At 66.8% G+C, this 19,836-nt stretch carries 23 protein-coding genes and 1 tRNA gene; 4 read left to right on the top strand and 20 right to left on the bottom strand.

Going from position 1 to position 19,836, the window contains the following annotated elements; all coding sequences use genetic code 11:
• Positions 1–7 precede the first annotated feature (7 nt).
• Both WDC87_RS01670 and WDC87_RS01665 read left to right on the top strand, forming a co-directional pair.
• A complete protein-coding gene (locus WDC87_RS01670; RefSeq protein WP_252744912.1) occupies positions 8–220 on the top strand; it encodes a DUF4224 domain-containing protein in 213 nt (70 codons plus the stop codon).
• A complete protein-coding gene (locus tag WDC87_RS01665; RefSeq protein WP_242876590.1) occupies positions 220–1,248 on the top strand; it encodes a tyrosine-type recombinase/integrase in 1,029 nt (342 codons plus the stop codon). Before WDC87_RS01670 ends, WDC87_RS01665 begins: the two co-directional genes overlap by 1 nt.
• A 60-nt stretch (positions 1,249–1,308) precedes the next feature.
• Here WDC87_RS01665 and WDC87_RS01660 read toward each other — a convergent pair.
• Positions 1,309–1,384 (bottom strand) — tRNA-Lys (locus WDC87_RS01660).
• A 167-nt stretch (positions 1,385–1,551) separates the two neighbouring features.
• Here WDC87_RS01660 and WDC87_RS01655 point away from each other — a divergent pair.
• The gene (locus WDC87_RS01655) at positions 1,552–2,505 is read left to right on the top strand and encodes a DUF2268 domain-containing putative Zn-dependent protease (protein ID WP_252744913.1); all 954 of its coding nucleotides are present in this window, start codon (positions 1,552–1,554) and stop codon (positions 2,503–2,505) included.
• A 90-nt stretch (positions 2,506–2,595) separates the two neighbouring features.
• Here WDC87_RS01655 and queC read toward each other — a convergent pair whose 3' ends face one another.
• From queC to aspS, 18 genes are all read right to left on the bottom strand, one after another.
• Entirely contained in the window at positions 2,596–3,261 is a 666-nt protein-coding gene (queC, locus tag WDC87_RS01650) for a 7-cyano-7-deazaguanine synthase QueC (protein ID WP_061480332.1), read from the bottom strand.
• A gap of 77 nt (positions 3,262–3,338) precedes the next feature.
• Positions 3,339–4,040 (bottom strand): 7-carboxy-7-deazaguanine synthase QueE, encoded by a 702-nt coding sequence (gene queE, locus WDC87_RS01645; RefSeq protein WP_072167671.1) that lies wholly within the window; start codon positions 4,038–4,040, stop codon positions 3,339–3,341.
• Positions 4,041–4,216: 176 nt separating this feature from the next.
• Positions 4,217–5,035 carry a tol-pal system protein YbgF gene (gene ybgF / locus WDC87_RS01640; RefSeq protein ID WP_053499377.1) on the bottom strand — a complete coding sequence of 273 codons (819 nt, stop codon included), beginning with the start codon at positions 5,033–5,035 and terminating at the stop codon, positions 4,217–4,219.
• 3 nt (positions 5,036–5,038) lie between these two features.
• Positions 5,039–5,557: a peptidoglycan-associated lipoprotein Pal gene (gene pal, locus WDC87_RS01635; protein ID WP_005418510.1), complete on the bottom strand. Its 519-nt coding sequence runs from the start codon at positions 5,555–5,557 to the stop codon at positions 5,039–5,041.
• 64 nt (positions 5,558–5,621) lie between these two features.
• On the bottom strand, positions 5,622–6,941 hold the full coding sequence (tolB, locus tag WDC87_RS01630) for a Tol-Pal system beta propeller repeat protein TolB (RefSeq protein ID WP_005418511.1): 1,320 nt from the start codon (positions 6,939–6,941) through the stop codon (positions 5,622–5,624).
• 283 nt (positions 6,942–7,224) lie between these two features.
• On the bottom strand, positions 7,225–8,280 hold the full coding sequence (gene tolA, locus WDC87_RS01625; protein WP_069139342.1) for a cell envelope integrity protein TolA: 1,056 nt from the start codon (positions 8,278–8,280) through the stop codon (positions 7,225–7,227).
• On the bottom strand, positions 8,270–8,698 hold the full coding sequence (tolR, locus tag WDC87_RS01620) for a protein TolR (protein WP_005410751.1): 429 nt from the start codon (positions 8,696–8,698) through the stop codon (positions 8,270–8,272). The genes tolA and tolR overlap by 11 nt, the downstream gene beginning before the upstream one ends.
• Before the next feature lie 24 nt (positions 8,699–8,722).
• A complete protein-coding gene (tolQ, locus tag WDC87_RS01615) occupies positions 8,723–9,502 on the bottom strand; it encodes a protein TolQ (RefSeq protein ID WP_252744914.1) in 780 nt (259 codons plus the stop codon).
• A gap of 10 nt (positions 9,503–9,512) precedes the next feature.
• Positions 9,513–9,944 carry a tol-pal system-associated acyl-CoA thioesterase gene (ybgC, locus tag WDC87_RS01610; RefSeq protein ID WP_049413323.1) on the bottom strand — a complete coding sequence of 144 codons (432 nt, stop codon included), beginning with the start codon at positions 9,942–9,944 and terminating at the stop codon, positions 9,513–9,515.
• A complete protein-coding gene (gene ruvB, locus WDC87_RS01605) occupies positions 9,934–10,974 on the bottom strand; it encodes a Holliday junction branch migration DNA helicase RuvB (protein ID WP_005418515.1) in 1,041 nt (346 codons plus the stop codon). Before ruvB ends, ybgC begins: the two co-directional genes overlap by 11 nt.
• Positions 10,975–11,025: 51 nt before the next feature.
• Entirely contained in the window at positions 11,026–12,945 is a 1,920-nt protein-coding gene (locus tag WDC87_RS01600) for a potassium transporter Kup (protein WP_301655158.1), read from the bottom strand.
• A 49-nt stretch (positions 12,946–12,994) separates the two neighbouring features.
• A complete protein-coding gene (ruvA, locus tag WDC87_RS01595) occupies positions 12,995–13,588 on the bottom strand; it encodes a Holliday junction branch migration protein RuvA (RefSeq protein WP_005418517.1) in 594 nt (197 codons plus the stop codon).
• A gap of 13 nt (positions 13,589–13,601) precedes the next feature.
• Complete coding sequence (gene ruvC, locus WDC87_RS01590; protein ID WP_005418518.1) at positions 13,602–14,123, bottom strand: crossover junction endodeoxyribonuclease RuvC; 522 nt, start codon at positions 14,121–14,123, stop codon at positions 13,602–13,604.
• A gap of 106 nt (positions 14,124–14,229) precedes the next feature.
• Positions 14,230–14,961 (bottom strand): YebC/PmpR family DNA-binding transcriptional regulator, encoded by a 732-nt coding sequence (locus tag WDC87_RS01585; protein ID WP_005418519.1) that lies wholly within the window; start codon positions 14,959–14,961, stop codon positions 14,230–14,232.
• 175 nt (positions 14,962–15,136) lie between these two features.
• On the bottom strand, positions 15,137–15,769 hold the full coding sequence (locus WDC87_RS01580) for an alpha/beta fold hydrolase (RefSeq protein ID WP_032954421.1): 633 nt from the start codon (positions 15,767–15,769) through the stop codon (positions 15,137–15,139).
• A 75-nt stretch (positions 15,770–15,844) separates the two neighbouring features.
• Positions 15,845–16,366 carry a GNAT family N-acetyltransferase gene (locus WDC87_RS01575; protein WP_049415346.1) on the bottom strand — a complete coding sequence of 174 codons (522 nt, stop codon included), beginning with the start codon at positions 16,364–16,366 and terminating at the stop codon, positions 15,845–15,847.
• A gap of 31 nt (positions 16,367–16,397) precedes the next feature.
• Entirely contained in the window at positions 16,398–16,721 is a 324-nt protein-coding gene (locus tag WDC87_RS01570; protein WP_072167668.1) for a DNA primase, read from the bottom strand.
• 16 nt (positions 16,722–16,737) lie between these two features.
• Positions 16,738–18,489 (bottom strand): aspartate--tRNA ligase, encoded by a 1,752-nt coding sequence (aspS, locus tag WDC87_RS01565; RefSeq protein ID WP_252744916.1) that lies wholly within the window; start codon positions 18,487–18,489, stop codon positions 16,738–16,740.
• A gap of 158 nt (positions 18,490–18,647) precedes the next feature.
• On the opposite strand from aspS, the gene WDC87_RS01560 reads away from it, so the two are divergent.
• Positions 18,648–19,136 (top strand): DUF3011 domain-containing protein, encoded by a 489-nt coding sequence (locus WDC87_RS01560; RefSeq protein ID WP_095377237.1) that lies wholly within the window; start codon positions 18,648–18,650, stop codon positions 19,134–19,136.
• A 50-nt stretch (positions 19,137–19,186) separates the two neighbouring features.
• On the opposite strand, the gene WDC87_RS01555 is transcribed toward WDC87_RS01560, so the two are convergent.
• Positions 19,187–19,828 (bottom strand): hypothetical protein, encoded by a 642-nt coding sequence (locus tag WDC87_RS01555; protein WP_252744917.1) that lies wholly within the window; start codon positions 19,826–19,828, stop codon positions 19,187–19,189.
• Positions 19,829–19,836: the final 8 nt, after the last annotated feature.

The following is a 19,836-nucleotide window of genomic DNA, read 5'->3' as shown; positions in this document are numbered from 1 at the left end:
GGACAACATGGCCGACAGCCCCTACCTGTCCCGTGACGATATCAAGGCGCTTTGCCGCACACCGCGGCGGAAGGGCCAGGCCGAGTTTCTGCGCAACAACGGGATCCGGCACTATCTGGACGCCCACGGGTGGCCGGTGGTGCTGTGGTCCGCGATCGAGGGCAAGCCGGAGCCGAAGACGCCGCCGGCGAGCGATTGGAAACCGAACAAGGCCGCATGATGGGAAGGAAGCCGACAAAGCCGGGGGCGATCCCCCGGTTCCGCAAGCGCAAGCAGAAATCCGGCGTGGTGCACTACTACTACGACCACGGCGGCAAGCCGCGCAAGGAAACTGCGCTGGGCAGCGACTACGGCCTGGCCATCCAGAAATGGGCCGAGTTCGAGCGCGCGGCAGTGATCCCTACCGACGCGAAGCTGACGTTCCGGCAGGCCGCCGAGCGCTACCGCGTCGAGGTGATCCCGACGAAGTCCGAGGGTACGCAGCGGAACAACAACCGCGAGCTCGATTCGCTGATCCAGTTCTTCGACGACCCGCCGGGTCCGCTCGACGCGATCCGCCCGACGCACGTTTTCAACTACCTGCAGTGGCGCCGCAGTGCGCCGGTGGCTGCAAACCGTGAGAAGTCGCTGCTCTCCCACCTGTGGAACTGGTGCCGGCAGAAGGGCTACACAGACCTACCGAACCCATGCGCCGGCGTGAACCGATTCCGGGAAGACGGCCGCGACGTGTACGTGGAGGACGACATTCTGCAGCGGGTGTACGACGCCGCCGACCAGGTGCTGAAAGATGCGATGGACCTTGCCTACCTCACCGGCCAGCGGCCGACCGACATGCGCGAGCTGGACCGCCGCAACATCAAGGACGGGACGCTGGTGCTGCGCCAGGGTAAGACCAAGACGCCGGTACGCATCGCGATCACCGGTGAGCTGAAGGTGCTGATAGATCGCCTGCTGTCAGTGAAGCGCCCGGATGACGCACCTATCAGCACGCGTCTGCTGCTGGGCGAGGACTGGCTGCCGATCGGCAAGGACGCTCTGCGTTACCGTTTCGATAAGGCCCGCGAGCGCGCCGGCATCCCGAAGAAGGAATTCCAGTTCCGCGACCTGCGCGCAAAGGCAGGCACGGACAAGGCAGACTCGGCCGGCGACATTCGCCAGGCGCAGCAGCAGCTGGGCCACAAGTCGGTGACCACAACCGAAATCTATGTGCGGAAGCGCCGCGGTGCGCTGACCAGTCCGACGAAGTGAATTGCGGAGCGGCCGATATTTTGCGGAGCGGGGGGTAAGGGCTGAAACCCTTGGTGCATATGGTGGGCCGTGAAGGATTCGAACCTTCGACCAAAAGATTAAAAGTCTTCTGCTCTACCGACTGAGCTAACGGCCCATTGCACTGCCCCAGCCTTTCGGCGGGGTGGGCATTCTACCCTACTTTGGCCGGTCGCGTGAAACCCCGGTGTGTCGAGGTTGCCGGCCAGCGGCCGGCACTACCAGCGGCTTAAACCTTTCGGGCCATTGTCGCATCCCATCTGTGATCCTTTCCCCGAGCCATGGATGCGTCTGATCGCCAGCCTGCTTGCCGCCCTGCTGCCCTGCGCAGCCCTGGCCGCCCCATCCCAGGTCGTCACTGACGACATCGCCCGCTTCTGGGCCACCTATGATGCGGTGCGCGCCGAGCCCGATGGCGAACGCCGGGTGGCGCTGGTCCAGCAGCGCTACATCGATCCGGGCAGCCCCGGCTTGCATGCGCTGATGCAGGTGCGCCACTACACTGCCCGCGAATACGCCGAGGCCATGTGGGCGTGGCCGCGCTTCTGGACGTCGGTGCGGCCGCTCACCGCCAACGCACAGCTCGCCAGCGCCACGCTGGAGCGCGACCTGACTGCGTTCCGGGCGCTCTACCCGGCACTGCGTCCAGCCACCATCACCTATGCAGTGGGCGTGCTGCGCACAGGCGGCACCACGCTGGGCAACAAGGTATTGATCGGCGCGGAGATGGCGCTCGGCGATGAGCGCGTGGACGTGAGCGAGCTGCCCGAGCCGATGCGCAGCCGCCTGCGGATCTTCTACGACAGCCGCCCCGGTGCGAACAACGCGCAGAACAACCTGCACGAATACGTGCATACCCAGCAGCGCGAGACCACCGGCAGCCTGGCCCAGTACGCGGTACGCGAAGGCGTGGCCGAATACGTGGCAGAGCGCATCAGCGGGCGCCGCCCGGCGTTGCCGCTGTACACCTATGGGCCAGCGCACGAAGCGGAAATCCGCGCGCGCTTCCGTGCGGAGATGCACGGGGACAACCTGGACAACTGGCTGTACAACAGCGCGCGCAATCCGTTCGGGGTGAGTGACCTGGGCTACTACGCCGGCTACCGCATTGCGCAGGAGTACATGCGCCGGCAGACCGACGAGAGGACTGCTGTCGCGCAGATGATCGAGTTGGACTATGCCGATCCGGCTGCGGTGCGGGCCTTCATCGAGGCATCGGGATGGTTGCAGGCCCGCTAGGTCAAGGAGTGCGGACCAACGGTTGGCACCACCGAGGGAGTGATTGCCCCACCGGGGAAGCCGGCCAGCGGCCGGCTCTACCAGGCGCGGTCAGGCGTACCGCGTGGGGTCGGGCACGCCGGCTTCGGCGAAACCCTGCGCGCGCAGGCGGCAGGCGTCGCAGTGGCCACAGGCAGCGCCGTTGGCGTCGGCGTTGTAGCAGGACACGGTCAGGCCGAAGTCCACGCCCAGGCGCACGCCTTCGCTGACGATCTGGCCCTTGCTGAGGAACTGCAGCGGTGCGTGCACCTTGATGCCCGCGCCCTCCACACCCGACTTGGTGGCGAGGTTGGCCAGCGCCTGGAACGCGGCCACGAACTCGGGGCGGCAGTCCGGGTAGCCGGAGTAGTCGACGGCGTTGACGCCGCAGAAGATGTCATTGGCACCGAGCACTTCGGCCCAGCCCAGGGCCAGCGACAGCATGATGGTATTGCGCGCCGGCACGTAGGTGACCGGAATGCCGGCACCGCCCGCCTCCGGTACGTCGATGTCATCGGTCAGCGCCGAGCCACCGATGCTGCGCAGGTCCACGTCCACGGTCTTGTGCGCGACCACGCCCTGGGCCTTGGCCACGCGGGCGGCGGCATCCAGTTCGGAGGTGTGGCGCTGGCCGTAGCGCACGCTCAGGGCATGCACGGCAAAGCCCTGTTCCTGGGCCATGGCGATGACGGCGGCTGAATCCATGCCGCCGGAGAGAAGCACGACTGCCTTCTTCATGGGAAATCTTCCGGTTGGGAGGGGAAAGCCAGCACGCTGTCCCGCGCCGGAGCTACATCAGGGAACGCTGCGCCGGCTCATCGGCCCGGCTCGTCGTTCCACAGGATTTTATGCAACTGCATCTGGAAGCGCACCGGCAGCCGGTCTTCGACGATCCAGTCGGCCAACTGCCGCGCGCTGATCTCGCCCTTGCTCGGCGAGAAGAACACGGTGCAACGCTCCACCAGGCCGTGCTCGGCGACCATGGCCTTGGCCCAGTCGTAGTCCTCGCGGTTGCAGATGACGAACTTGATCTGGTCGCGGACGGTCAGCAGCGGCAGGTTTTCCAGGCGATTGCGGACGGCTTCGGCCGAGCCCGGCGTCTTGATGTCGACCACGCGCGACACGCGCGGGTCCACTGCACTGACATCCAGCGCGCCGGAGGTTTCCAGCGAGACATCCATGCCCGCATCGCACAGCTTCTGCAGCAGCACCAGGCAGCGCTTCTGCGCCAGCGGCTCGCCGCCGGTCACGCAGACGTGGCGGACGCCCTGGGCCAGCACCTCGGCCACGATGTCGTCGATGTCCCACCAGGTGCCGCCGTGGAAGGCATAGGCGGTGTCGCAGTACTGGCAGCGCAGCGGGCAGCCGGTCAGGCGCACGAACACGGTCGGCCAGCCGGCGGTATCGGCCTCGCCTTGCAGCGAGGTGAAGATCTCGGTGATCTTCAGGCGCGGCAGCGGCGACTGCACGATGTCGCTGGGGGTGGCGACGGCGTTTGACGGGGTAACGGCGGTCATGGCGGGTACTTCTTGGTGGGACACGTGGCGGGTGGGCTACCGTGGCCGGTAACGAAAACAGCCGAGCATGGCTCGGCTCTACAACAGCAACCGGACGGGTTTGCTGGTCCGGAAACGAAAGCAGCCGAGCGTGGGCTCGGCTCTACAGGGCACCTATTGTACGCCCGCTCAGCGGATCAGCGGATCTGCCTGCCCAGGCGGATGGACTGCAGGCGGTCCTGCGCGGTGCGCGCGGCGTCCGAACCGGGGTACTGCGCCACGACGGTCTCCAGCGTCTGCTGGGCCTGGTCGACCTTTCCCTCGCCGTACTGCGAGAGGCCGATCTTGAGCAGGCCGCCCGCGGCCTTGTCGTGGGTCGGATAGCGCGAGAGCAGCTCTCGGAACTGGGTCTCGGCCATCGGGAAATTGCGGGTGGCGTAGTAGCTCTCGCCCAGCCAGTACAGCGCGTTCGGCGCGTACACGCCGTTCGGGTACAACTCCAGGAAGCTCAGGAACAGCTGCGCCGAATCGTCGTACCTGCCGGCCTTCAACGCATCGAAGGCAACGTTGTAGGAGGTGCGCTCATCGCCGGTGGCGGCAAGGCTGCCAGCATCACCATGGACCGAAGGCGGCCGCTCGGAAGTGGCCGCCGCTGCGGGTTTTGCCGGGGCCGGTGCGGCCTTCGGCGCGCTCGCCGGAACGGGCGGCAGGGCCGGGGCGGCGTTGCCCCCTTCCAACCGGTTCAGGCGGCTGTCCAGATCCAGGTACTGATCCTGGGCGGACTGCTTGAGCTGGGCGTTGTCATGCTGCAACTGCTCGATCGAGGCCTGCAGGCTGGTGACCTGCTGCCGCAGCTGATTGATCTGGTTCAACAGGTCCTGGTTGGCACTGTTGTTGTACATCTGCTGCTCGAGCGCGCCGACACGGTCAGCCAGGCTCTGTCGCTGTGCGTGCGCCGGTGCGGCAGCCACAAGGGCTGCCGCAACGACCAGCATCAGTTTGATGCCAATGCGCATGGATTACTGCGCGGTGTAGACGATTTCGACGCGACGGTTCTGCGACCAGCACGACTCGTTCGACTCGGTGCAGACCGGACGCTCTTCACCGTAGGACACGACGGTCAGCTGCGAAGCCGAACCACCGTTGGCCTGCAGGGCCGAGCTGACGCCGTTGCCACGACGCTCACCCAGGGCCTGGTTGTACGCGCGCGAACCGCGCTCGTCGGTGTGGCCCTGCAGGGTGATGCGCGAGGACGGACGGTCACGCAGGTACTTGGCGTGGCACGCCATGATGGCCTGGAATTCCGGCTTCACGTCTTCCTTGTCCAGGTCGAAGTAGACAACGCGCTGGCGCAGGCAGGCGTCGGTGTCCAGGTCGCCCGGGCCGTACAGGCCGGAGGTCGACGGACCGGTCGGGGTGGTGGTCGAGGTGCCGGTGTCGACCGGGGCTGCCGGCTCTTCCTTCACCTTCTTCGAGCAACCGGCCAGGACGGCCACAGACAGCAGGGAAACAAGCAGAACGCGGGTGGACTTGTTCATGGCGATACCTTTGTGGCTCCTAAGCCGATGAGGGGTTCAAGACAACGAAAATATTAACACTCTTTTAGCGCTGGGTACGGTATGGGGACCATGCCGGTTCGCGCACATCACCGTCGGCCAGGACCAGGCGCTGGCGAACCCGCGCATCGGCCGAAACGGCATACAACACACCACGGCCACCTTCGCGGGCGGCGTACAGCACCATGCTTGCGTTGGGCGCAAAGCTCGGAGATTCATCCAGCGAACCCGGGGACAGCGTGCTCCAGCGGGGCGACCCCAGCGAGCTGTCCATCATCGCGATCTTGTAGCTGTTGCCCGAGCCCTGGGCGACGGCGATCTTCTTGCCATCGTAGGACACCGAGGGCTTGGCATTGTAGTTGCCCTGGAAGGTGACGCGCTCGGCGCTGCCGCCACCGGCACCGACCTTGTAGACCTGCGGACGGCCGCCGCGATCGGAGGTGAAGTACACCGCGCTGCCGTCCGGTGCCCAGGTCGGCTCGGTATCAATGGCGAAGTGGTTGGTCAGCTGGGTCAGCTGCTTGCTACCCAGGTCCATCACGTAGATTTCCGGGTTACCGGAGCGCGACAGGGTCAGGGCCAGCTTGCGGCCGTCCGGCGAGAACGCCGGGGCGCTGTTGATGCCGCGGAAGCTGGTGACCAGCTCGCGCGCACCGGTGCCGATGTTCTGGATGTAGATGGCCGAATTGCCACGCTCGAAGCTGACGTAGGCCAGCTTGCTGCCATCCGGGCTCCACGAGGGCGACAGCAGCGGCTCGGCCGAGCGCACGATGGTCTGCGGGTTGAAGCCATCGGAATCGGCCACCATCAGCGCGTAGCGCATGGCGTCGCCCTTGCCACTGGCGGTCACGTAGGCGATGCGGGTCCAGAAGGCGCCGCGCACACCGGTGATCTTTTCGTAGATGGCGTCGGCCATCTGGTGGGCAACGTCGCGCATGGCGTTGCCACGGGCGGTCATCGCCAGGCCCAGCAGGCGCTCGCCCTTGGGCACGTCGAACAGTTCGTACTCGACGCGGTAGGCACCCGCACCAGCATCAAGCACGCGGCCGACCACGATGTAGTTCTGCTTCAGCGCGCGCCAGGTCGCGAACTGGATATCCCCCCCCCGCACGGGCTTCTCGACGATCTGCGCTTCCGGCAGCGTGCGGAACTGGCCCGAACGCTCCAGATCGGCACGGACCACGCCGGCGACGTCGGTCTGCGGAGCGGCCGACGAACCCTGATAGGGCATCGGCACGATGGTGATCGGCAGCGCGGAGGCATTGCCGCCGATGATGTCGATATCCAGCCCCTTCTGCTGCGCGACAGCAGCAAAGGGCAGCAACAGGGCCGCAAACACGGCAAGCCAGCGAGGCATCTTTTTCATGGAGCGCTCAATAAGGGGAAACCGGAACGAGGGATAACAAAGCGGGAGTGAACCGCTTCGCAATCATGAACCAAGGGTACGTGAATTCCGGGTCAGTTCCAGCCCGTCTTCTCACGCACCATTAACGTCGTGGCTAACATCGCACCGTCTGCCCTGGTCACGCCGCCCCGGAGGACGGTGTTCGACAGCAGCCCACAGCCTGCCCGGTCGAAACCGAGCACACCAGAGGCAAGCGCGACAACCGTGGGCGCGGGTGGCTCGAGAGCCGCCCCGGCCCGCCGCCTCAGCGATCCTGGGCAGTAAACGTGAAGTTGAGCGTGCGTGCGAACACCGACTCGAAGCCACGGTACGGCAGCGGCTGCGCGTTGAGCACGGCGGCCTCGATCGAACGCTTGCCGGCCTCGTCGTACGGGCAGTTCGGGCTGACCTTGGCCTGCATCACCGTGCCACCCGGAATCTGGGTGATGGTGATCTGGCAGCGCTGGCCCAGCGGCACCGTGTCCGGCCGCACCCACTGCGACAGCACCTTGGCCTGGATCGCCGCGGCGTACTTGGCCGAAAGATCATCGCTGTTGCCACCACCACCGGCGGCCGGCTGGGACGCACCGCTGGAACCGGCGGCGGCACTGCCCGCGGCATTGCGCGCGGCGGCGACCTGGCGCAGCTTCTGCTCAGCCAGCTTGGCTTCCTTTTCGGCCTGTTCGCGGCGGGCACGGATCTCGGCGATCTTCTTCTGCTTCTCGGCCTCGGCCTTGTCCGCGGCTTGACGCGCCTGATCGGCCAGCTTCTTCTTCGCGTCTTCTTCCTGCTGCTTGGCCAGGCGCAGCTTCTGCTCGGCCTCTTCCTGGCGCTTGCGTTCGGTCAGGTCGATCTGCTCCTGGCGGCGCTTGGCTTCCTGCTCCTGCCTGGCCTTCTCCTGCGAGATGGCCAACGCGCTGACCGCTTCCTGGTCCTTGGTATCCGGCTGCGCGACACGCTCCTGTGCCTGTTGCTGCTGCGGCGTGGGGGCGTCCTGTGGGCGCGGCTCGGGAATCGGCTGTGGCGGCGGAATGGTGTCTTCCGGCACCGGAACCGGCTCGGCCACCGGCGGCGGCAGGTCCTCCAGCTTTTCGGACTGGCGCAGGGCCTGGCGGGCGGCGGACGCTTCGGACGCGGACAGCGCCAGGCTGGCCTCCACCGACGGATCACCGGCGGCGGCGTCGGTGTTGCGCTCGGGCGACCAGAACCAGGCCACGATGAAGACCAGCGCGACCAGCAGGTGCACCAGCAACGCCAGCGCCAGGGGCAGGCCCCAGCCGGGTTCGCGCTGCTGCGGAGGTGGCAGGGCGTCAGCGTGCATCGGTGGCCAGGCCTACCTTGTCTACCTTGGCGCGCTTGATCACATCCATCGCGGCGATGACCTTTTCATAGGCCACGGCACGGTCGGCGGCGACGATCACGCGCACGCCCTTGTCCTGGGCGGCGATGCCGGCCAGGCGGCCTTCCAGTTCCTCGGCCGACACGGCGGTCGGCTCCTTGGCGTCGGGCAGCTTCAGGCTGAGCTGGCCGTCCTGGCGCACCGAGACGATCACCGGGTCCTGCTTGCTTTCCAGCGCCTTGGCGTTGGATTGCGGCAGGTCGACGTCGAAACTCAGGGTGAGCAGCGGCGCGGTGACCATGAAGATGATCAGCAGCACCAGCATGACGTCGATGTAGGGAACGACGTTGATTTCCGATTTCAGCTTGCGGCGCTTGCGGCGACCGATGGCAGCGGACATGGCTTGGACTCCCGGGTCAGGCGCTTACTCGTCGCTAGCGCTCTGGCGCTGCAGGATGGAGCTGAACTCTTCGGCGAAGGTCTCGAACCGCACCGACATGCGCTCCACGCGGGTGGTGAAGCGGTTGTAGGCCCACACCGCCGGGATCGCCACGAACAGGCCGATGGCGGTGGCGAACAGGGCTTCGGAGATGCCTGGCGCGACGGCGGCGATACCGGCCTGCGCACCGCTGCTGATCATGTCGTGCATGGTCACCATGATGCCGAACACGGTACCGACCAGGCCCACGTACGGGGCAGTCGAACCGATGTTGGCCAGCAGTTCCAGGTTGCGCTCAAGCTGGTCCACTTCGCGGGTGTAGGTGGTGCGCATGGCACGCTGCGCGCCTTCCAGCTGCGCACGGCCATCCAGGCGGCGCTTGTCGCGCAGGCGGGTGTACTCGCGGAAACCAGCTTCGAAGATGGCTTCCAGGCCGGTCACGCTGCGGCTGCGGTCGGTGGCGGCGCTGTACAGCTTGCCCAGGTCGGCGCCGGACCAGAAGCGGTTCTCGAACTCGTCAGCTTCGCGGGTGGCCTGCTTGAACACGCGGGCCTTGCGGAAAATGATCACCCAGCTGACGAACGAGCCGACCAGCAGCAGCAGCACGATGATCTTCACCGGCAGGCTGGCCTTGGCCATCAGTTCGAGGTAGTTGATGCCGCCGCCGGTGGTGGCCTGGGCAAGGGTCTGTGTCGCGGCGTTGCTGACGTCGGCCGGCAGTGCCTCGGTGACCGTGGCCTGCAGGGCCAGGAGCGTTGCGATCATCCGTTGTTCCTCAGTGTTCGGATTCGGGGTGGAGGTGGGGTTGCAGCATGGCAAGGACGGCCTCGTCCATGCCACGCGGGCGGAAACTGGCCGCTTCCAGTGCGGCGATGCGGACCCGGGCCGACAGCAGCAGCTCGCCGTCGCGCAGGATCTGCTGGTCGAAGACCATGCTGGCCTTCTTCAGCTGGACCAGGCGGGCGCTCACCTGCAGGGTGTCATCCAGCCGTGCCGGCTTGATGAAATCCATCTGCATCGAGCGCACCGCGAAGACCATCCCATGCTCGGCGCGCATGCGCTCCTGGCCGTAGCCGAGCGCACGCATCCATTCGGTCCGGGCCCGTTCCATGAAGGCCACGTAGCGGGCGTGGTAGACCACGCCGCCTGCATCGGTATCTTCCCAGTAAATGCGTGTCGGCCAACTGAATAGTGGCTCAACCGACATCGGGAACCTCCGCGAACAGATCCTGCGGCGGGTTCTTCGGCTTCAGGCCCATGTGCCGGTAGGCCTTGTGGGTGGCCATGCGACCGCGCGCGGTGCGCACCAGGAAGCCCTGCTGGATCAGGTACGGCTCGACCACGTCTTCCAGCGTGCCGCGCTCCTCGGACAGCGCCGCGGCCAGCGACTCGATGCCGACCGGGCCGCCATCGAAGTAGTCGACCAGGGTCTTGAGCAGGCGCCGGTCGAGCTCGTCGAAGCCTTCCGGATCAACCTTGAGCATCTTCATCGCGGCCTGCGCCACGGCCTCGTCGATGTGGCCGCCCGCCTTCACCTGCGCGTAGTCGCGCACGCGGCGCAGCAGGCGGTTGGCGATACGCGGGGTGCCGCGCGCGCGCCGCGCGATCTCGCCGGCGCCGTCGGCGGTGCAGTCGATGCCGAGAATGGTGGCCGAACGGCGCACGATCCGGGTCAGCTCCTCGACGCTGTAGAACTCCAGCCGCTGGACGATGCCGAAGCGGTCGCGCAGCGGCGCGGTCAGCAGGCCGGCGCGGGTGGTGGCACCGATCAGGGTGAACGGCGGCAGGTCGATCTTGATCGAACGGGCCGCGGGGCCCTCACCGATCATGATGTCGATCTGGAAGTCTTCCATCGCCGGGTACAGCACTTCCTCGACCACCGGCGACAGGCGGTGGATCTCATCCACGAACAACACGTCGTGCGGCTGCAGGTTGGTCAGCAGCGCGGCCAGGTCGCCGGCCTTCTCGATCACCGGGCCGGAGGTCACCCGCAGGGCCACGCCCAGTTCGTTGGCGATGACGTGGCTGAGCGTGGTCTTGCCCAGGCCGGGCGGCCCGAAGATCAGCACGTGGTCGAGCGCGTCGCCGCGCCCCTTGGCCGCTTCGATGTAGATCTCCATCTGCTCGCGCACCGGGGCCTGGCCGAGATAGTCGGCCAGGCGCTTGGGGCGGATGCTGGCGTCGGCGGCGTCATCCTCGCGGGTGGCGCCGGCGCCGATGATGCGGTCGTCGGTCATACCGTGATTATGCGGTAAATGGTTGCATTCCGGGGCCGGCACTACCAGACCTCAGATCTCGACCTGGGCCCCGAGTTCGACCAGGCGGTTGCCGGGAATACGGAAGAAGCCCGTGGCCGGCGCGGCATTCCGGTGCATCAGCGCGAACAGCTTGTCGCGCCAGATCGGCATGCCGCGGTTGGCGGTGGCCACGATGGTTTCGCGGCTGGCGAAGAAGGTGGTGTCCATCGGGTCGAAGTAGATGCCACCGTGGTCGCACGAGCGCATCAGCGCCAGCGGCACGTCCGGGGTTTCCATGAAGCCGAAGCGCACGTAGACGCGGTAGAACTCGTCGCCCACCGATTCGATCTTCAGCCGCTGCCCTTCCATCGCATACGGGATCGGCAGGGTCTCCACGTGCAGGAACACGTTGCGTTCGTGCAGCACCTTGTTGTGCTTGAGGTTGTGCATCAGCGCATGCGGGGCGACGGTCGGGTCGGCGGTGAGGAACACTGCAGTGCCCGGCACGCGCACCGGCGGTGCCAGCATCAGCCCAGGCAGGAAGGTATCCAGGCGGATGCCGTCCTTGCGGATCTCATCGCGCAGCAGTTCGCGGCCACGGCGCCAGGTGCGCATCATGGTGAACAGGAAGATCCCCAGTACCACCGGGAACCAGGCGCCCTGCAGCAGCTTGGCACCGTTGGCGATGACGAAGCCGAGGTCGATGATGAAGAACACCACGCACAGCGGCAGCAGCCAGGCGCGCGCCTTCGGCCACAGCGAACGGGCCACCAGGGCCAGCAGCAGGGTGTCGATCAGCATGGTGGCCGACACCGAGATGCCGTAGGCCACTGCCAGGTTGGACGAGCTGCGGAAGGCCAGCACCAGGCCGATCACCATTACCGCGATGCCCCAGTTGATGCCTGGGATGTAGATCTGGCCGATGGTGTCGTGCGAGGTGTGCTTGATGCGCATGCGCGGGATGTAGCCCAGCTGCATCGCCTGACGCGAGACCGAGAACGCGCCGGTGATGACCGACTGCGAGGCAATCACCGCCGCCATGGTGGCCAGGATGATCATCGGGTACAGCGCCCACGGCGGCACCGCCTCGAAGAACGGGTTTTTCAGCGCTTCGGGGTGGTTGAGCACCAGTGCGCCCTGCCCCACGTAGTTCAGCACCAGGCACGGCAGCACGAAGAAGTACCAGGCGTGTCGGATCGGCTTGGCACCGAAGTGGCCCATGTCGGCGTAAAGCGCCTCGCCACCGGTCACCGCCAGCACCACTGCGCCGAGGATGAAGATCCCATGCCAGCTGTGCTCCATGAAGAAGCGGATCGCCCACCACGGGTTGAATGCCTTGAGCACTTCCGGCGCATCGAAGATGTTGTAGATGCCGATCGCCGCCAGCGAGATGAACCAGACCGACGTGATGGGGCCGAAGGCCTTGCCGATCTTCTCGGTACCGAAGCGTTGCGCCGCGAACACCATCAACAGCACCACCACCGTGATCGGCACGATGAAGGCATGCAGGCCCGGCGCGGCCACCTCCAGGCCCTCCACCGCACCCAGCACCGATATCGCCGGGGTGATCACGCCGTCGCCGAAGAACAGCGAGGCACCGAAAATGCCGAGGATGCCGACCACGTAGGCCGAGCGCGAGCCGTTGCGCAGCGTGCGCTGGGTCAACGCCATCAGCGCCATGATGCCGCCCTCGCCGTCGTTGTCGGCGCGCATGATGATGGTCACGTACTTCAGCGTGACCACGATGTTCAGCGCCCAGAACGCCAGCGACAGCACGCCCAGCACGGTGTCGTGGTCGCTGTTGAGCCCGTAGTGTGGCGAGAACGCCTCCTTCAGCGTGTACAGCGGGCTGGTACCGATATCGCCGAACACCACGCCGATCGCACCGATGATCAGCGCCATGCCTCCTGCTGGAGGGGCGTGACCGTGGCTGCCGGGGGCAGCTGCGTGCGGGGTTTGACTGCTGGACATGGGACTCCTGGCGACGCTCAGGCGGTTCGTTGAAGGAAAGGGACGCGGCTCAGCGCAGCGCCGACTGCAGCGCCTTGCGGATCACGGTGGCCACTTCGTCGCCTTCATTGAAGGCGTCGCGGGCCATGCGTGCCGCTTCGGCCGGCTTGTAGCCCAGCTGCTGCAGGGCCACGGTGGCATCGGACAGCGGGTCGGCCGGGGCCGGGCCGCTGCCGGTGGGCAGCGCGCCGCCGGCACCGAACTGGGCGGCACGGTCACGCAGTTCCAGCACCATGCGCTCGGCAGTCTTCTTGCCGATGCCGGGAATGCGGGTCAGCGCGGTGATGTCACCGGCCTGGACCATGCGCGCGAACTCCTCGACGGAAACGCCGGACAGCACCGCCAGCGCGATCTTCGCGCCAATGCCACTGACCTTCTGCACGTCGCGGAACAAGCGCCGCTCCCCCTCGCGCAGGAAGCCGTACAGCGAAACGCTGTCTTCCTTCTGCGCGTAGTGGGTGTACAGCGTGACCTCGCGGCCGAGCTCAGGCAGGTCGTAGAAGGTGCTCATCGGCGCCTCCAGTTCGTAGCCCACCCCGTTCACGTCCACCACCAGCCACGGCGGCGCCTTGTAGGCGACGATGCCGCGCAGTCGACCGATCATTGCGTGCAGCTCCTCATTTGCGGCCCCACGCCTGGCGGGCACTGAGCCCCAGGCGGTTGGCCGTTGCCCGTACGTGGGCATGGGTGATCGCCACCGCCAACGCGTCGGCCGCGTCGGCCTGCAGCTTGGTTTTCAGGTTGAGCATGAGCCCGACCATGTGTTGAACCTGTTGCTTTTCGGCGCCACCACGGCCAACCACGGCGAGCTTGATCTCGCTGGCGGCGTATTCGTGCACCGGCAGGTCGCGCAGCACCACGGCCGAGATCGCCGCGCCCCGGGCCTGGCCCAGCTTCAGCGCCGAATCGGGATTACGGGCCATGAACACCTTTTCAATGGCCACTTCCTGCGGCTGGTACTCGCGGCACAGGTCGGCCAGGCCCAGCACCAGCAGCTTCATGCGCTGCGGGAAGTCGTCGGCGCCCAGCAGCACCAATGGCTGGTGGTGCACGTAGGTGACGCGGCCGGCGGCATCGACATCGATGATGCCGACCCCGGTCCGCTGCGAACCGGGGTCGATGCCGAGGATGCGGGTCATGCTGCACTCCTGGCGGGGCGGAACGGGATGCGCTGGCAGGCGTAGGGGGCTCATGGCTGTCCGCGGTGACCGTTCAACGGCCCGCGCCCAGGCCGTCGCAGACGGCTCAGGCGTAGGCGTCGGCGCCGAGTTCGGCGTTGGAATACACGTCCTGCACGTCGTCCAGGTCTTCGAGCATGTCCAGCAGCTTCTTGACCTGCAGGGCGACGTCGCCTTCAACCTTGATGTCGTTGTCCGCGCGGAAGGTGATCTCGGCGTGGTCGGCGACATGGCCGGCGGCGGCCATCGCATCCTTCACCGCGTTGAACGCGTCAGGGCTGGTGACCACATCGATCGAGCCGTCATCGGGGTAGACCACGATGTCATCGGCACCGGCCTCAATGGCCGCTTCGGTGATGGCTTCCTCGTCGGCCCCTGCGGCGAAGCTGAGCACGCCCAGGCGCTTGAACATGAAGGCCACCGAGCCTTCGGTGCCCATGTTGCCACCGCACTTGCTGAACGCATGGCGGACGTCGGCCACAGTGCGCACGCGATTGTCGGTCAGGCAGTCGACGATCACGGCCACGCCACCCGGGGCGTAGCCCTCGTAGCGGACTTCCTCGTAGTCGACGCCTTCCAGCTCACCGGTCGCCTTCTTGATGGCACGCTCGATCACGTCCTTGGACATGTTCACGGCCAGGCCCTTGTCCACGGCCACGCGCAGGCGCGGATTGTTGTTGGGGTCGCCTCCACCGCCGCGCGCGGCAACGCCGATCTCGCGGATGATCTTGGTGAAAATCTTGCCGCGCTTCGCGTCGGACGCGTTCTTGCGGGCTTCGATGGAGGGGCCTCTACCCATGGGTGCTACCGTCTGGCTGCTTCAGGATCAAGGCGCGGATTCTACCTGATCGGGCGCTGCAACCGTGTCTAGGCCCGTATTGTTGTAGAGCCAAGCCAATGCTCGGCTCAATGGGCCCGACGGAATGCAGCCGAGCATGGGCTCGGCTCCACAGGGCGGCCTGCCTCCCCTGCCCCTATGCTGCCGCCGCGTCGCGGCTGTGGTCGAACTTGCCATGGCGCAGGAAATGCGCGGTCTGCCGCGCAGCGTCGGGCGACACCACCAGGCCGCTGTGGCTGGTGCGGACCACGCAGTGGTCGGCCAGGCCCGGCAGCCGGGTCTCGGCCAGTGCCACGGTGCCGTCGGAGGCATCGTCGATGGCACCCAGCAGGCTGCCCAGCCCGTGCGGCACCGAGCCGGCAATCAGGCCAACCTCGGCCCTGCCCTGCCAGTCCGGCAGGCCATCGAGCAGCAGCTCGCTGCTGCGTCCCAGCGCCAGGCCCCAGCCGTGCTCGGACAACGAGCGTGCGGTGCCACTGCCGCGCAGCGGTGAACCCAGGCAGACCACGCGCTGCACCGGCAGCTGCGGATTGCGCCGCAGCGCTTCCAGCGCCAGCAACCCTCCAAGGCTGTGGCCGACCAGCGACAACGGCCCGGCGTCGGCCAACCGTTCCAGCAGCTGGGGCACCGCCACGTCGGGACCACCGAACACCGAGGAGTAACCGAACGCATGCACCTGGAAACCACGCGCGCGCAGGCGCCAGGCCAGCGGCCCGACCCAGGCGCGGGCATTCCAGATGCCATGCAGCAGCAATACGGGGGGAGTCATGCAAACAGCCTGGCGGTCAGCGGGGCAGGAACGTGAGGTGATTGAACACGCGCGCGCAGCAAGCGGCGGTGAACGTCAGGCCGCGCGCGGTGCGCGGCGCAGGATGAATTCAAGATCGTTGGTATCGCCAACCGGGAACAGGTACTCGCCGGCCTTCTCGAAACCATAGCGGGCGTAGAAGCGTTGCGCGCCGAAGTTCTCCGACCACACGCCCAGCCACAGCGTGCGCGGGCCTTCGCGCTCCAGCCAGGCCAGCGCGGTTTCCAGCAGGCGGCTGCCCCAGCCGCAGCTCTGCTGCGTCTTGATCAGGTACAGGCGCTTGAGTTCGCCGTCACCGGGTTTCACATCCGGATGCGGCAGGCCACAGGGGCCGGCGGCGGCATGGCCGACCGCCTCCCCATCCAGTTCCAGCAGCCACACTGCGTAATCGGGGTGGGCCAGGATCACGCGCTGGCGCTCGACCGTGTAGGCCTCCTCCAGGAAGGCCTGCAGGTCCTGCGGCGGGTACAGATGGCCGAAGGTTTCGGTGAACGTGCGGGCGGCCAGCGCCGACAGGGTCGGCGCATCGTCCACAGTGGCGCGGCGGATCGAATACATGCAGGAAGTTGACGCCAGGGCGAAGCGGGGGTTAAGCCTTTTCAGGCGACTCCTCTTCTTCCTCGTCCTCTTCCTCGTACTCTTCTTCGTCCTCGTCCTCGTCCTCTTCTTCCTCGCCTTCCTCGTCCTCGTCGTACTCTTCCTCTTCGTCGTCCTCGTAATCCTCGACGCCGAAGTCTTCACCGTCCCAACGGCCTTCGCCGTCGGCGACGAAGGTCAGGGCCATCGCCGCCGGGTTGGTACCGACGCGGACCAGCCAACCACCGAACACGCGTGCACGCTCGGTGACCAGGTTGGCCTCGGAGCCTTCATTGCCCAGCTTTTCCCACTCCAGCGAAAACGCAAACTCGGTCATTGCCTGGATCTCCTGATCAGTTGGTCTTGGGGCGAACCTGGATGTGCACTTCGGCCAGCTGCGCGTCGACGATCGGCGACGGCGCGTCGGTCATCAGATCCTGTGCACCGGTGGTCTTCGGGAACGGGATGACGTCGCGGATCGACTCGGTGCCGGCCATCAGCGCGGCGATGCGGTCGATGCCGAAGGCGATGCCACCGTGCGGCGGCGCGCCGTAGTTCAGCGCGTCGAGCAGGAATCCGAACTTGGCGCGGGCCTCTTCGGCGCCGATGCCGAGCAGCTCGAACACTGCGCTCTGCATGTCCGGACGGTGGATACGGATCGAACCGCCGCCGATTTCATTGCCGTTGAGCACCATGTCGTAGCCGCGCGAGACGGCGGTACGGGCGTTGGCGCGCAGGTCGGCGATGTCGTCCACGGCCGGTGCGGTGAAGGGATGATGCAGGGCGACGTAGCGCTGTTCTTCCTCGTCCCATTCGAACATCGGGAAGTCGGTGACCCACAGCGGCGCCCAGCCATCGGCGATCAGGCCGAAGTCCTTGCCGGCCTTCAGGCGCAGCGCACCCATGAAGTCGGAGACCTTGTTGTAGCCACCGGCACCGAAGAACACGATGTCGCCGTTGCCGGCGCCAACATGGGCGACCAGCGCAGCGAAGGAGGTCTCGCTGAAGAACTTCTGGATCGGCGAGCTGACTTCGCCGTTGTCGGCGATCTTGATGTAGGCCAGGCCCTTGGCGCCGTACTTGGCGGCGTGCGCGGCGTACTCGTCGATCTGCTTGCGGCTCAGCGCTGCACCGCCGGGGATGCGCAGCGCGGCGACGCGGCCTTCGGCATCGTTGGCCGGGCCGGTGAACACTGCGAACCCGCTGTCCTTGACCAGTTCAGCCACGTCGACCAGCTCCAGCGCGATGCGCAGGTCCGGCTTGTCCGAACCGTAGCGGCGCATCGCCTCGGCCCAGGTCATGCGCGGGAAGCTGGCATCCAGCTGGACGTCGACCACTTCCTTGAAGATGGCGCGGATCATGTCTTCGACGAAGTCCTGCACGTCGCGCTCGCGCACGAAGGCGAATTCCATGTCCAGCTGGGTGAACTCCAGCTGGCGGTCGGCACGCAGTGCTTCGTCGCGGAAGCAGCGCGCGATCTGGTAGTAACGGTCGAAGCCGGCCACCATCAGGATCTGCTTGAACAGCTGCGGGCTCTGCGGCAGCGCGTAGAACTCGCCCGGGTGCATGCGCGCCGGCACCAGGAAGTCGCGCGCGCCTTCCGGGGTGGCCTTGGTCAGGATCGGGGTCTCGATGTCCTGGAAGCCCTTTTCGTCCAGGTGGCGGCGCAGGGCCTGCACCAGCTTGATGCGGGTGCGCTGCATGCGCTGCATTTCCGGACGGCGCAGGTCCAGGTAGCGGTACTTCAGGCGGGTTTCCTCGCCCGGGTTCTCGTGGGCGTGGAACGGCAGCGGCGCAGCCTTGTTCAGCACGGTGATGGCGGTGGCGATCACTTCCACCTTGCCGGTGCGCATCTTGTCGTTCACCGCGTGGCGGGCGCGCACGACACCCTCCACCTGCAGCACGTCCTCGTAGCCCAGCGAAGCGGCCACGGCGAACACTTCGGCGTTATCGACCTCCACGGTCACCTGCACGATGCCTTCATGATCGCGGAGATCGATGAAGCAGACGCCGCCCTGGTTACGGGCCACGTCGGTCCAACCGGCGAGGGTGACAGTCTGGCCAATCAGGGTCTCGTCGACCAGGCCGCAGAAGTGGGTACGCATTGGGGGAAGCTCCGCTGGAGAACGCCGGCACCGGACGGGGGCCGGAAAGCCTCGTATTCTGCGGCCGAGGCCCCGGCCGGGGCAAATCCGGCCAGTCACACCGGCTTGATCATCCCCCTCCCTATAGTCAGGCACCTGCCACCGTATGGGATGCCGCCATGAATCCGCTGTCCCTGGCCCGCCTGGCCGTGACCCTGAGCCTGGGCACCATCGCCACGCTCGCCCTGCCCTCCGCCCCGGCCGCCGCGCAGAGCGGGGTGATCCGTTGCGAGAGCCAGAACAACCGAGAACGCGTGTGCAATACAGGCTGGCGCAATGCGCAGCTGGTCCGCCAGCTGTCCGGCAGCGCCTGCGACGAGGGCCGCACCTGGGGCAGCCGCAATGGCAGCATCTGGGTCAGCAATGGCTGCCGCGCCGAATTCGTCGAGGCCCGTGGTGGCTGGGGCGGCGGCAACAGCAACTACTCCATCACCTGCAGCAGCAACAACAACCGCACGCAGAACTGCGACTGGGATGAGCGCCAGGGCCGGCCGGTACTGCAGCAGCAGCTGTCCGGCAGCGCCTGCCAGGAGGGCCGTAGCTGGGGCTACGCACGGGGCCAGGTGTGGGTGAGCAACGGTTGCCGGGCGCGCTTCGGTACGCGTTGAGTTGAGGGGTTGGGGTCAGAGCCCTCCGCAGGAGGGGTCCGACCCGGGGATCACGGCGCGGGTGCTGTGTCGTCGCCCCACGGTGGCGGTGGCAGGTCGACCGGCTTGCTCAGGTCGAACTGCACGCGGAAGCGGCGGCCGTCCGGGCGCGTCAGTTCGTAGACGAACGTCTGATCCGGATCGATCTCCATCGCCCAGGTGTTATGCGTGGAAGCCAGCATGTCGGCACGGCGGAACATCGCCACCGAATCGGCATCGGCCGGGAACTGCTGGCGCTCGGCGGTGCCCGGCGGCGTGCTGTCGCCACCGTACAGGGTGATCGCGTCGGGGCTGCCGTCTTCGTGGCGATGGGCGTGCTTCAGCCGCAGCCCGTTCGGCGTGCGGGTCAGCACCCAGGTCCGCGAGTGGTCATCACCGACATGGAACGGGATGCGCAGCTCGTGCGCCGGGTCGGCGCAGCCGCGCACATGCATGACCAGGCGCTGCCCGGCGAACGGATCCTTGGCGGTCGGTGCAGGCGTGTCCTCCACCACCTTGCCGACGTAGGCCTGGCCGCAATGTGCGGCGATGGCGGCCATGAACGCATCGGCCGGTGCGGTCGCCAGGTCATGGGCGACCGTGTCGGAGCGCTGCGTGCACGCAGCGAGGCTGAGCAGGAGGGCGGCGGTAGTGGCAACGGCAATCGGTCTCATACCCCAAC

The sequence above is a fragment of the Stenotrophomonas maltophilia group sp. Smal12 genome (assembly GCF_037079935.1).
GTDB classification, from domain to species: domain Bacteria; phylum Pseudomonadota; class Gammaproteobacteria; order Xanthomonadales; family Xanthomonadaceae; genus Stenotrophomonas; species Stenotrophomonas sepilia.
The sequence above is the reverse complement of the archived record's forward strand: the minus strand, read 5'-3'. Positions and strand labels throughout refer to the sequence as shown.